Origin of the sequence: Anaerococcus lactolyticus ATCC 51172, from assembly GCF_000156575.1 — a bacterium.
GTDB lineage: Bacteria > Bacillota > Clostridia > Tissierellales > Peptoniphilaceae > Anaerococcus > Anaerococcus lactolyticus.
Genome location: NZ_GG666045.1, coordinates 44876 through 57029, shown reverse-complemented (window position 1 = coordinate 57029; position 12154 = coordinate 44876). Strand labels below are relative to the sequence as shown.

At 30.8% G+C, this 12154-nt stretch carries 14 protein-coding genes; 2 read left to right on the top strand and 12 right to left on the bottom strand.

Annotation, left to right across the window (positions count from 1 at the left end; translation table 11 throughout):
- The coding region (locus HMPREF0072_RS02805) for a relaxase/mobilization nuclease domain-containing protein (protein WP_004827280.1) at positions 1–1093 on the top strand (1093 nt) is incomplete at its 5' end.
- A gap of 146 nt (positions 1094–1239) precedes the next feature.
- Here HMPREF0072_RS02805 and HMPREF0072_RS02800 read toward each other — a convergent pair.
- The 10 genes from HMPREF0072_RS02800 to HMPREF0072_RS02755 form a co-directional block, all read right to left on the bottom strand.
- Positions 1240–1761: a VanZ family protein gene (locus tag HMPREF0072_RS02800; protein WP_004812176.1), complete on the bottom strand. Its 522-nt coding sequence runs from the start codon at positions 1759–1761 to the stop codon at positions 1240–1242.
- A gap of 104 nt (positions 1762–1865) precedes the next feature.
- A complete protein-coding gene (locus tag HMPREF0072_RS02795; RefSeq protein WP_004827279.1) occupies positions 1866–2192 on the bottom strand; it encodes a hypothetical protein in 327 nt (108 codons plus the stop codon).
- 30 nt (positions 2193–2222) lie between these two features.
- Positions 2223–3452 (bottom strand): ABC transporter permease, encoded by a 1230-nt coding sequence (locus tag HMPREF0072_RS02790; protein ID WP_004827278.1) that lies wholly within the window; start codon positions 3450–3452, stop codon positions 2223–2225.
- Positions 3453–3621: 169 nt separating this feature from the next.
- Positions 3622–3912 (bottom strand): hypothetical protein, encoded by a 291-nt coding sequence (locus tag HMPREF0072_RS02785; RefSeq protein WP_004818854.1) that lies wholly within the window; start codon positions 3910–3912, stop codon positions 3622–3624.
- Positions 3878–5152 (bottom strand): ABC transporter permease, encoded by a 1275-nt coding sequence (locus HMPREF0072_RS02780; protein WP_004818871.1) that lies wholly within the window; start codon positions 5150–5152, stop codon positions 3878–3880. The genes HMPREF0072_RS02785 and HMPREF0072_RS02780 overlap by 35 nt, the downstream gene beginning before the upstream one ends.
- Position 5153: 1 nt before the next feature.
- A complete protein-coding gene (locus HMPREF0072_RS02775) occupies positions 5154–6041 on the bottom strand; it encodes an ABC transporter ATP-binding protein (RefSeq protein WP_004818904.1) in 888 nt (295 codons plus the stop codon).
- Positions 6042–6383: 342 nt separating this feature from the next.
- A complete protein-coding gene (locus tag HMPREF0072_RS02770; protein ID WP_002835202.1) occupies positions 6384–7601 on the bottom strand; it encodes a tyrosine-type recombinase/integrase in 1218 nt (405 codons plus the stop codon).
- 81 nt (positions 7602–7682) lie between these two features.
- On the bottom strand, positions 7683–7886 hold the full coding sequence (locus HMPREF0072_RS02765) for an excisionase (protein ID WP_000814512.1): 204 nt from the start codon (positions 7884–7886) through the stop codon (positions 7683–7685).
- 456 nt (positions 7887–8342) lie between these two features.
- Positions 8343–8573 carry a helix-turn-helix domain-containing protein gene (locus tag HMPREF0072_RS02760; RefSeq protein ID WP_000857133.1) on the bottom strand — a complete coding sequence of 77 codons (231 nt, stop codon included), beginning with the start codon at positions 8571–8573 and terminating at the stop codon, positions 8343–8345.
- Positions 8570–8992, bottom strand: a complete 423-nt coding sequence (locus HMPREF0072_RS02755) for a sigma-70 family RNA polymerase sigma factor (RefSeq protein WP_000804599.1) — start codon at positions 8990–8992, stop codon at positions 8570–8572. The genes HMPREF0072_RS02760 and HMPREF0072_RS02755 overlap by 4 nt, the downstream gene beginning before the upstream one ends.
- 504 nt (positions 8993–9496) lie before the next feature.
- Between HMPREF0072_RS02755 and HMPREF0072_RS02750 the strand changes: the two genes are divergently transcribed.
- Positions 9497–9850, top strand: a complete 354-nt coding sequence (locus tag HMPREF0072_RS02750; protein ID WP_001227347.1) for a helix-turn-helix transcriptional regulator — start codon at positions 9497–9499, stop codon at positions 9848–9850.
- A gap of 59 nt (positions 9851–9909) precedes the next feature.
- Here the strand turns inward: HMPREF0072_RS02750 and HMPREF0072_RS11260 are convergent, their stop codons facing one another.
- Complete coding sequence (locus HMPREF0072_RS11260) at positions 9910–10077, bottom strand: cysteine-rich KTR domain-containing protein (protein ID WP_000336323.1); 168 nt, start codon at positions 10075–10077, stop codon at positions 9910–9912.
- A 118-nt stretch (positions 10078–10195) separates the two neighbouring features.
- The gene (gene tet(M) / locus HMPREF0072_RS02740; protein ID WP_039931034.1) at positions 10196–12115 is read right to left on the bottom strand and encodes a tetracycline resistance ribosomal protection protein Tet(M); all 1920 of its coding nucleotides are present in this window, start codon (positions 12113–12115) and stop codon (positions 10196–10198) included.
- Positions 12116–12154 lie beyond the last annotated feature (39 nt).

Below are 12154 nucleotides of genomic sequence, written 5' to 3'. Positions count from 1 at the left end.
GATAGGAATGGAATTATGCAAGAAAATTTTAAAAGAAGATTATGAATTTGTTCTTGCAACTCATATAGATAGAGGGCATATCCATAACCATATTATTTTTAATAATGTTAATTATAAGACTGGTAAATGCTACCAATCTAACAAAAAAACTTACCATAAAATCAGGTATCAAAGTGATGAATTGTGTAAAGAAAATAAGCTTTCAGTCATTGATAAATATTATGAAGCTTACAAAAGAAAATATAAAACTTCTGGTAAATCCTGGTATGAATATGACCAAAACAAGAAAGGAAATTCTTGGAAGTCTAAACTGCAATTTGATATAGATAGAATGATTAATAAGTCTAACTCGTGGAAAGAGTTTTTAGAAAATATGAAATCTCTTGATTATGAAATTAAGTTTGGTAAACATATTGCTTTTCGTCATAAAGATAAGCAAAGATTTACAAGAGCAAAGACTATCGGAGAAGATTATACTGAAGATAAAATTAAAGAAAGAATAGATTTAGCTATTATGAACAAAGCTAATCCTATTAAAAAACGTGTAGGAAATGTTATTGATATATCTACTAATGAAAAAGTACAATCCTCTAAAGGTTACGAAGTCTGGGCAAGAAAACATAATATCAAAACAATGGCTGATTCAATAATTAAACTTAGAGAACAAGGAATTAATTCAATTACACAACTTGATGATCTAATAAAAAAATCTGCCGATGATAGACAAGACTTGTTAGATAAAATAAAGAAAGTTGAAAGTGAAATGAAAAGTTTATCCCAAGATATGGAAGATATTAATACTATAAATAAGTATCGTGAAATCTATAAATACCATAAGAAAAATCCTGAAGATAAGCAATTTGCAGACGAGTATTATAGCGAACTTTCCATTTATAAAATAGCCGCAAAAGAAATCTTAGAAAATTATAATAAGCTACCAAAGACAAAAGAAATACTATCCAAACTCGATAAATTGCAAGAAAAAAAGAACACCCTTATGCAAGAGTATTCTTTGAATAAAGAACAATTTTCTGACCTTGTTCAGTATAGGAAAAACTATGAAAATTATTATGGGAAGGAAGTGGAGAGGTAAAAAGATATAAAAGAGTAAACGATAACTCTGTGTAATTGCATTAAAGGATATTATAATATTTATTGTTAAGTATAAGAATTTAAGAGTCAAGTCCATAATATTGTGTAAATTAAACTAGTACAATATTATGGACTTGACTAAATTTTTTAAATACCATTATATTTTAAAAAAACAATTAATACTAAACTTATAAAAATAGCACTAATAAAAGCTATCCAAAAAATAAATTTATCTACTTTAAACTTAGATTTAAATTTTTTTAAAGCTAAATTATATATTCCCACGCCCAATACACCACCTAATGTATTATTAATTATATCAGTTATATCAAATACTCCAATTGACAATGCGTACTGTAAAAACTCTATAGCTAAACTAAAGAAAAATACAAAAAGAATACTTTTTAAATTGTTTTTACGAAATAAAATAGATCTAATCATAATTCCCAAAGGTAAAAAAATGAGTATATTTGATACCATCTCATCAAAAATAACTTTAATATTAACTGTATTGTCATAATAAAATGGTAGTAAATTTATTTGTCGCTCAATCAATAAATTATTGATTGAAAATGTCATTTTAAATACTACAATAAAGATTAACCAAATTATATAGTATACAGTTAGCACTTTCATCCCAACTGAAATATATTGATTTTTCAATTTCATAATTAATTCCCCTTCAATCTATTAAAGTCACTTTAATTCCTTATTATACATTAACTTATATCTATTACAGTTTTCAATTAAATCATCGTGACTCCCATCACCTACTATTTTCCCATTACTTTCCTCATAGAAGAATAAGTAACTTCATTACTTAACCTTTGTAAATAGTAGTTTTTAATATTATCTACTATTACAGATATAAATTGTAAAGATAAATATATAAGTATAAGTATTATAATATTATCAAATCTAGTGGAATGAATTTGAATTATATTAATTATTGTTTGTCCTAATTTAAGAACTAAAAACGGAAAAACACCACTTACAATTGACAATATTATAGTAATCGCAAAAGAATTTTTATCTACTTCATAAATCATCTTGAATGCTATTTTTATACATTCAAGATGATTTATTTTATCCTTACCCATATATTTATCCTCTACTTCCCATTAAAATATTTATTGCTCTATTTTGTTATATGATTTTATACTTAGCAATAAATACAGAGCAATATTAATTAAAGCCATTATTACTAGAAACTTTGGAATCCATAAAATTTTACCTGGCAACTTAACAAATTCAAATTTTTGATACTGTTCAATTAAGCTATTTTCTGCAGTACCTAATCCCATAGACGGCAAAAAATAAAATATTGATTTAAACAATTTTTTTCCATACAATAATGATGGAATAAAAAATAAAACACTCGATATGGCTGATGAAACCATAGAAACTTTTGAATTTATAGCGACAAATATTGACATCATTGAACTTGCAATAGTAAATAATATACTTAACAAAAATACACTTAATATAACTTTACCTATAGTTAAATTAGATATTGACAGTTGATTAAATAGTAACATTTGAAAAGATGAATCTAAACCATTAGTATAAAGATATTTAATAGTTCCATAATAAATAGATATATTTAATATCAAATAAAGCGATATAATACTTGCTAAGGCAAGTATCTTGCTGCAAATATATTTATTTCTTCCATTTCTAGTTGTTCTAAAAATTGAATCTAGGTAATTTTCTTTATCTTCGACAATGCATTGTGATGAAATCAATATACAAATTAGTGATAATACCGTTATAAAAATATTTACGAAAAATAGTATATCTTCACTAAAATATCCTCCATAATAAAATGGTTTATTTACCTCTTTATATTTTTCTAGAGCAAATTCTGTTATCTTGTCATTGTCATATTTCTGTTTTATGTCCCTTTCCAATGCATCATAACAACTTTGATAAAAATTTAAATCTTTTTCTGTATCAAGTTCGTTTACATCAAGTAAACTTCCAGATGTTGTAATTGTATATGGGTATGTTATTACTCTTAATATAGGATCAAATTTCGATATATTTTTTTTAGCATCCTCTGATAAGTTTTCTCTACTGTTTACATTTTCATTATTTAATATTTCTTTATAAGATTTTACTACTTTAGTTATTTTTTCTTCTGTCAAATAACCTTCAGAGGCTTTATTATCCTCATTAAAATGATCTATAGCCTCTTTTCCAAAATAGGTAATTGTATCACCAGAACTTATATCATCATATTGTACACTTCTATAAGTAATAAATGATATCAAAAAAGTAAAAAATAAACCCACGACCAAAAAAACTCTTACTGATTTTTTAGATAAAAATCTTTTTAGTTCCTGTAAATATATGTTCATAATCTATACCTCCCCTACAGCTTTGACAAAGCAAACTAGTCTTATTATTTATAATTAATATAGAAGCCCACAAAATATAGACTAAAATTTCTATATAGTGTGAGCCTCTATGATTCATCATTAATATGATGCTCTAAGAGTTTTTAAAGCGCGAACTCTGTTATCAGTTCTATATTCTCCTTATTTTATTTTTTTCATCCCACGATAAAATTGGATCATAATAATCTTTTAAAATCATTCTTTCTTCATAAGATTGTGGTCTTGTATATATACTTTCATGTGGTCCATAATCTATGGAAGATGTTAATATGTTTATATTCTTAGGCAACCAATCGCATTCATTTAAATAAACTTGTATCTTATCATACTTATCCTCATAATCAGGTCCTTCGATTACCATGTTTAAGGTAATGTTTTCTTTATTATTATATTTTTCTGCTTCTAGGGTTATTAAGTCCATAATTACCTCCAATTTTTGAATACATCATTACTACTAAACTTGGTAAAATAATAATATATATTACAGCTGATATCATTATAAGACTTGATGAACTCATCCAATTTCCAAAAACATTTACAAAATTAAAATCAGCTATTTGATTTTGTAATGAATTGAGTAGTCCTACTCCTGAAGATGGAAAAATATAGTTTATAGCACTAATCATACCAATAGGAGAAATTATTGTTGGAAATACTGCTAATAAAATTGATTTCATTATGGATTCAACTTTTCTTTTACTTAATACAGAAATAATTAGTGTAGCAAGAATGGTTGAAATCAATATGATACTATTACAAATAAGCATATATTTATTAAACTGTCCAAAGTTCCAATTATGCAAACTTAAAGCACTAAACATCATCTGAACAGAAGTCTTTTTATACTCTGTTCCAAAAGCATAGTCTAATATAGAGCCTTGTATGAAGTTTCCTAAGAGCAAAGTTAATACCGAAATCGTAAGTATTGCTAGGATTTTATAGATGGCAAACTTTCTTCTGCCATATTTAGTTGTTTTAAATATATAATCTAAATCATTCTCACTATCTGACGAGAATATTGTAGCTGCTACTACAACCATTAAAATTATTATTATCGTATTATAAAATCCTCTATAATCATTTGCATCTGTACTATAATATCCATAATATTCATATGGAGTCTTTATTTTACTCAGTGCTTTTTCAGATTTTTCTATAATTTGATTCTGAGCTTTATTAGGATATTCATTTTCAATTACTCTATTTAGATAATCAAATACTTTATTGTAAAAATATTTGGTATCATTGATATCTATGCTTAAAACTGGAGGAAGGTTATTACTTTGAGAATCAGTGAATACTTCATTTACTTTCTTACTTATATGTTCTATAGGCATAAGCTCCTTTGTATTAATTTCAGGTTTTAATTCAGACCTATCAGTAACATTATATTCTCTTAGTATTTCTCTATATTTTTTTGTGCCATTATAAATTAAATCTTCTGTTATCTTTCCTGAATAAGGCTCTTTAGCTTTTTTAATATATTCTATTGCTTCTTTTCCTTTTAAATTTTTTACTTTATCTCCTTCTCCATAGGTAATTTTTGTAAAATTAATTGGAGCTATGGAAAGCAATATAGCAAGTAGTAATGAAAACAATATTATAATTTGATTTGATCTTATTGATAAAATCCTCTTTATCTCATTTAAGTAAATTTTCATTTTAATTCACCTTAAAACTTCTATCTTCTGGAAAGACCCATAAATAGAAGTCTTCTAGATGAGCTTTTGTTAATTTAGAATTATTTAAAACATCATCTTTATCTGATATGTATCTAATGAGTACGTTTCCATCATCTTGTTGTTTTACATTAACAACATTCAATTGTGTTTCTTTTTCTGCATATTCTCTATTTGATATAGATGCTTCGTATACCTTATTCTTAATTTTAGATATCAGTTCATCAGTTGTTCCAGAATATACAAATTTACCATCTTTCATAATTAAATTTGATGTTGATATATATTCAATATCAGAGACTATATGAGTCGAAAGCAAAACTATTTTATTTTTTGATATTTCCGTGATAAAATTTCTTAATTTTATTCTCTCACCAGGATCAAGTCCTGCTGTTGGTTCATCTAAAATTAATATTTTAGGATCATTTAAAATAGCTTGACATATTCCTACTCTCCTTCTCATTCCTCCTGAAAGCTTTACTACTTTTTTGTACTTGACATCAGATAAGTTTAATACTTCTAGGAGTTTATCAATCATTTCTTCTGTTTTGCTCTTGTCTATACCTTTTAAAGCAGCTACATATTGTAAAAATGAATTTACAGTAAACTCTGGAGCACAAATAAATTCTTGAGGTAAAAACCCTAACAAATTCCTATATTCTTCTCCTAATTTGTTGATTCTTTCCCCATTATATAAAATTTCGCCTTGACTCGGTATACTAATTCCAGTGATCATTTTAATTAAAGTTGTTTTCCCAGCACCATTTGCACCTAAGAGTCCCCAAACACCTGGACATAACGTAGCTGATGCATTATCAACCGCTAATTTATCTTTAAATTTCTTACTTACATTTTTAATCTCTAATTCCACTAAACTACCTCCCTTATCTTTTATGCTTCCTTATTAAAAAGTAAAAAATACATCTTCATGTTAGTGATAAAAATTTTACTCCTCTATGATTTTATTTTAATTGATACAATAAAAAAGTGTTTTAATATTCTATTGATTAATTCTTAAGATTTCATTAATTTTTATATAAAACAAAGTATAAATTTCTAATTATCTTTTTATATTTTCTTAAATGCTCGTAAAGCCTTATTCTATGTGCTTTCGAGTATTTTTACTGTAGGAAGATACTTCACGTTTCTTTGCATATTTCCTCATGTCTTAGCTGTCAGAAGTGGTAAATAAGTAGTAAATTCATTTGTACTACTAAGCAACAAGACGCTCCTGTTGCTTCTCTTTATTCAAGCGTTTCATCTCTGACATTGCGGAATCAAATGTTGCGTGTGCGTAATAGTTCAGCGTCATGGCTATATTTGCATGCCCCATAATGTATTGTAATGCTTTTGGGTTCATTCCTGCATTTGCATAGTTGGTACAGAATGTATGTCGCAAACTATGTGGAGTGATGTGTGGTAACTTATCATCATTATACTTGTTGTATTTCTTAACAAGACCTTTCATCATACCATTATAGTCACTCGCCACTTTTGGATAGTTCTTTCTATTAAGAAAGAGGAAATCACTATATCCATCAATCTCAACACGCTTATCATTCTTTCGATTCGCTAACACTCGCTTAAATGCTTGATAGGCTTCTTCAACCATAGGAACTTGACGTTCACCACTTTTGGTCTTTGGTGTTTCAATGTAGTACCCAATTTCAGTATCTCTCAATAGCTGATGGTCTATATTGACAAGACGATTCTCAAAATCTAAATCTGGAAGTGTCAAACCACCAAACTCTGAAATACGAAGACCTGTTTTTAAGAGTATCAGAATTTCATCATAATTTTTGCTGTAGGTTTTATCAGCTTTCGCAAAGGCTAACAGTTTTTCTTCCTGTTCTCCTGTTAGTACGGTCTTAGGGACAGTATCATCATCAAGAACTGCATTCAGTTGAAAGTCAAATGGATTCTTCCGAACACAATCATCTTGTATCGCAATGTAGAATGAAGCCTTTAAAGAACGTTTATAGTTATTGATGGTTTGATAGGCATAACCATTTTCACTCATTCTAATCGCCCATTCTTTAGCGTCTGATGGTTTAATACTATCAATACTTCTTGCACCTAACTTGTCTTTCTTCAAAATATCCATAAGATATTTGCGTCCAGTTTCAGTATTTTTTCTAACCTTTGGTCTTTGAGCGTTCTGTTTTGCGTAAAGCTGGCAGAGTGTCATTTTCTTTCCTACAACATCAATACCATCATGAATGTCTTTCTGTAACTCTGCGATTTTCTCCCTAAGTGAGATACAATCACGCTTTCCTGCTGGTACTCTGTCTGTAGCCACAAGTTTCCACGAGTAAACAAATTGCGGTTCTCCAAATGAATCTGTATATTTGTATAAGTATCTTCCGTCTTTTCGTTGGCTCTCTCCAGTCTTTAAAATTCGACCTTTATTGTCACGTCTTTTTTCTGACATGGCATTTGCTCCTTTCCATTATGGAAAGAGCCCTGATACGACTTAATACTATTTTATCATATACAAGACCCTTTGGCTACGCTAGATTGCATTCAATGTATCTATAATTTTTTCAAATTGTTTTCGTTTAACCTGAATACGATTGCCATTCATAATCAGCCAGTTTGCATTTTTATTTTCTTCTGCCAAACGACGCAGCTTGTTTTCGCCAATACGAAAATATTTTGACGCTTCTTCAATAGTTAGGGTATAACGCTCCCAAATCGGAATGTCAGTCTGCTTCATAAAATCCTCCTTTCCAAATCACTTATTGGATTTCATAAAAGTTGTTTTACAAGCAATCGAACAGCTCTAGCAAAGCTCACGGGAGTTCCACCCCTGCATGGTTCTCATGTAGCCATACTCATTGCCTGCGACGCTTTTAACGCTCGGACTATTGACTGTATGGGAGTATCATTATCACGATAAGAAAGTCGTCGCTGGCAATCCTGCTAAAGATTGTTTTTCGGAACACTAACTGAAACGCTCGCTATCTTTAGAAGATAGGTCATGGCGGTTAGCTCCGTTGGCTCTTTTCTTATCGAAACGTATTCAATTACTTTTATTCAGTTTTCAAAGAACAATGGCTCGTTAGCCTATCAAAACACATTGAAAGCTCAATATGCTTTGATGGAATAACAAACCTCCCTGTTCGGGAAGCGTGGAATAGTATGGCACGCTTCCACGAAAAGAGAGAGGTTATTACTTAATTTCAAATGACAGAATCTTTGTAATCAGTCTGGTTTCCATTCTTCCACGTAAGACTTCATCAACGACCATACTTTGATTGCCATATTCATCTTTCATAAGTCGTAGGGAACGTTTCGTTATGTACCCTCTGTAATGATGTAGAATCTGGTTAATCGCTTCTGTATCGCCATCTGTTGCCTTTACAATGAGAGGAAAGGGAATCATAGGATATTGTGTTTTCATTCTTCAAATTCCTCCATAAACTTTTTGATTAAGGCTAGTCCACTGGTTCTATGCCGATAGACAGTAGAACGGTTCAATTTCAACAGGTCTGCAATTTCTGAATCGCTCATGTCCATAAAGTAAAACAGCAGTAGAATTTCACGTTTCTTGTCTGGCAACTCACGTAATGCTTCACTCAATAAATCATTTTCAACACCAACTGATATTCCATTGAGTGTAAAAATCTGAAAGTCAGTTGAATAGTTATCTGTTGTCGCAAACTGGCTAACAAGATAATCGCCAACATCAGAAAAGGACACTTCACGCTTTGCGATCCTTGAAAGATAAAGCAGATAATTCTTTCGCTCGTCTTCCATAGCACGTTTACAGATATAGTCAAACTGATTTTCTATTGTGGTCTGAAAAAAAGATGGTTTCATGTTTCTCACCCCCTTTCTGTCTAGGAAAGGAAGTGAGCCTTGCTCTTTTATCTCCTTTCACTCTTAGTCCCAATGTGAAAGGGGGATTTGTTGCATTACTGATGAATAAACTTTGTAAAAAAGTTCTGAATAACCAAAAAAGCACACAAACAGATTGATTTCTCTGTTTACATGCTTTTATTTTTCTATCTATATGATTTATAAAACCACATTGGTGGACGTACTTATCTATTGCAGATAGACGACTTTTTTTGATAAATACTCAATGTGGGGAACTTGATTGTATGTGATATACTTCATGGCGACTTTGACCTCCAACAAACCGCCATTTGGAAGTAAGATACAATATTTTAACAGCATAAATAGCACTACCATATAACGGTTTTTTTTATTGGCGTTTAGTAGTGCTTTTTATTAAATATGAACCTATAAACTATATAACATGTTTTTCTATACCTGTTTCTAATTCAATAGGAACAGTAAAATGTATAGAGGTGGTCTACTATGCGTAAAAAAGAAGATAAATATGATTTTAGAGCCTTTGGTTTAGCCATTAAAGAAGCTCGATTGAAACGAGGTTTAACTCGTGAACAAGTGGGAGCATTGATTGAAATTGACCCACGTTACTTAACTAATATTGAAAATAAGGGGCAACACCCCAGCATACAAGTTCTTTATGACCTTGTATCGTTACTTCATGTTTCCGTTGATGAATTTTTCTTACCTGCTAATAACTTGGTAAAAAGCACCCGACGATTACAGATAGAGAAATACATGGATAGCTTTACAGACAAAGAACTATCCTTAATGGAATCTTTAGCCAGCGGTATCAACGAAGCAAGAAACATCGAAGACTAATTAAAAGAATCCATACATAACGGAAAGAGCCGATAAAATGAGATTGTATTAATCTCATTTTATCGGCTCTGCGTCTTTGCGTCTGGCTCTGTAATCACAGTTACTTTGAACTGCTTTATTTCAATTAAATTTTCTTGTCTGCATTTCGGACAATAGAGGGGGAATTTTTTTAATTCAGTATCTTCCCTTATCTTTAATCGTGTTTTATTTCCACATACAGGACACAATATCCACTTGTAGTTTATAATAACTATCTCCTCCTTTACACTTTAATTCAAATCTTTATTAAAGAATATTTCATCTTATTTAACAAGAAACCATATTTATATAACAACATAAAATACACTAAGTTATTTTATTGAACATATATCGTACTTTATCTATCCTACTATTTGGACGACGGGGCTGGCAAACAGGTTCACCGGTAGTAACATGGTACCCTTTTAACTCTGTTAAACAAACACTACGTCCATTTGTAAAGAAAGTTAAATCACTACGATATTCTTGAATACATCGAGCAGGGATTTCTCCACTAAGAATGACCTCATTATTTTTCAATTGAGTGTCTACGATGTTCGCACAATATTTAGGAGCATCGTTGTATGCTCGTGAAAGATATTCCTGTGGCGCATAAATTTTAAAACTAAGATATGGCTCTAACAATTCTGTTCCAGCTTTTTTTAAGACTTGTTCCAATACAATAGGAGCAAGCATTCGAAAATCTGCTGGGGTACTAACAGGGCTATAGTATAAGCCATACTTAAAACAGATTTTACAGTCCGTCACATTCCAACCATACAATCCTTGTTCACAGCCATAGCGTATCCCCTCCATAACTGCATTTTGAAACGATTGATTTAAGTATCCAAGAGAAACCGAGCTCTCATACTGTACTCCGCTCCCTAATGGAAGCGGTGCTACAGATAGACCAATGGAAGCCCAGAAAGGATTTGGCGGCACTTCGATGTGAATGGTATATTCTGCATTTTTTAACGGTCTCTCCATATAAATGACTGTAGGCTCTTTTAGTTCTATCTCCACATGATACTTTTCTTGCAACAGTGCACTAATCACTTCCATTTGTACTTTCCCTAAGAAAGAAAGTATAATTTCATGTGTCGTAGAATCCACGTAATATCGTAGAAGCGGATCACTATCTGAGATTTCCAAAAGGGCATCAAGCAACATTTCTCTCTGTTCAGGTTTACTCGGTTCAACAGTTGTTTGTAGTAGAGGGTGCGGATTTTCAATCTTTTTTCTCTGTGGCAATAGTTTTGTATCTCCAAGAACACTATTTAACTTCAAAAACTCATTTTGCAAAATAACAATTTCTCCAGAATAAGCTCTATCAATCTTACATAATTCACCATTTATTGAAGTATACATTTCTGTAACTTTTATTTTTTCTTTTTCTGATACTCTAACCGAATCTCGTAAATGTAGTACTCCACTATAAAGGCGTATATATGCAAGACGTTGTCTTTTTTTTGTATATTCAATTTTGAAAACATTTCCGCAAAGTTCAGACGGACCTCGATGTGTTGATGAATAAAATTTATTAGTAATAACTTCTATAAGGTTATCAATCCCTATATTACTTTTTGCACTTCCATGATAAAGAGGGAACAGAGAACAATTCTGAAATCTTATGCTTTCCTCTTGTTCGAGTTCCAATGCTTCTAATGATTTACCGGACATATATTTCTCTAAAAGGTCATCGTTTCCCTCTATTACCGTATCCCATTGTTCAGATTCGGTAAAGTTCGTCACACACATATTAGGATACAGTTCTACCTTCTGTTTGATTACAATTTCGGCAGAAAGTTTCTCTTTAATATCCTGATAAACCGTTGATAAATCAATTCCATTTTGGTCAATCTTATTGATAAAAAAGATTGTGGGAATCCCCATTTTCCTAAGTGCATGAAATAATATACGAGTTTGTGCTTGTACGCCATCTTTTGCAGAAATCAGTAGAATTGCCCCATCTAAAACTGATAATGAACGATATACTTCTGCTAAGAAATCCATATGTCCTGGCGTGTCTATGATGTTCACCTTCGTATTTTCCCACTGAAAAGAGGTTATTCCTGTCTGAATTGTAATTCCTCTCTGACGTTCTAAAAGCGTATTATCCGTCCTCGTTGTACCTTTGTCCACGCTTCCTAATTCTGTAATCGCTCCACTGTTATATAATAAGCTTTCTGTTAAGGTAGTTTTTCCTGCATCAACATGAGCTAAAACTCCAATATTAATAATTTTCATGTGATTTTCCTCCATTCAAAAGCCCAAAAGGGCATAAAA

Excerpts from the sequence above, each read along its gene's own strand:
- HMPREF0072_RS02800 (WP_004812176.1), bottom strand. The coding sequence starts at position 1,761 with ATGAAATTGAAAAATCAATATATTTCAGTTGGGATGAAAGTGCTAACT.
- HMPREF0072_RS02795 (WP_004827279.1), bottom strand. The coding sequence starts at position 2,192 with ATGGGTAAGGATAAAATAAATCATCTTGAATGTATAAAAATAGCATTC.
- HMPREF0072_RS02790 (WP_004827278.1), bottom strand. The coding sequence starts at position 3,452 with ATGAACATATATTTACAGGAACTAAAAAGATTTTTATCTAAAAAATCA.
- HMPREF0072_RS02785 (WP_004818854.1), bottom strand. The coding sequence starts at position 3,912 with ATGGACTTAATAACCCTAGAAGCAGAAAAATATAATAATAAAGAAAAC.
- HMPREF0072_RS02780 (WP_004818871.1), bottom strand. The coding sequence starts at position 5,152 with ATGAAAATTTACTTAAATGAGATAAAGAGGATTTTATCAATAAGATCA.
- HMPREF0072_RS02770 (WP_002835202.1), bottom strand. The coding sequence starts at position 7,601 with ATGTCAGAAAAAAGACGTGACAATAAAGGTCGAATTTTAAAGACTGGA.
- HMPREF0072_RS02765 (WP_000814512.1), bottom strand. The coding sequence starts at position 7,886 with ATGAAGCAGACTGACATTCCGATTTGGGAGCGTTATACCCTAACTATT.
- HMPREF0072_RS02760 (WP_000857133.1), bottom strand. The coding sequence starts at position 8,573 with ATGAAAACACAATATCCTATGATTCCCTTTCCTCTCATTGTAAAGGCA.
- HMPREF0072_RS02755 (WP_000804599.1), bottom strand. The coding sequence starts at position 8,992 with ATGAAACCATCTTTTTTTCAGACCACAATAGAAAATCAGTTTGACTAT.
- HMPREF0072_RS02750 (WP_001227347.1), top strand. The coding sequence starts at position 9,497 with ATGCGTAAAAAAGAAGATAAATATGATTTTAGAGCCTTTGGTTTAGCC.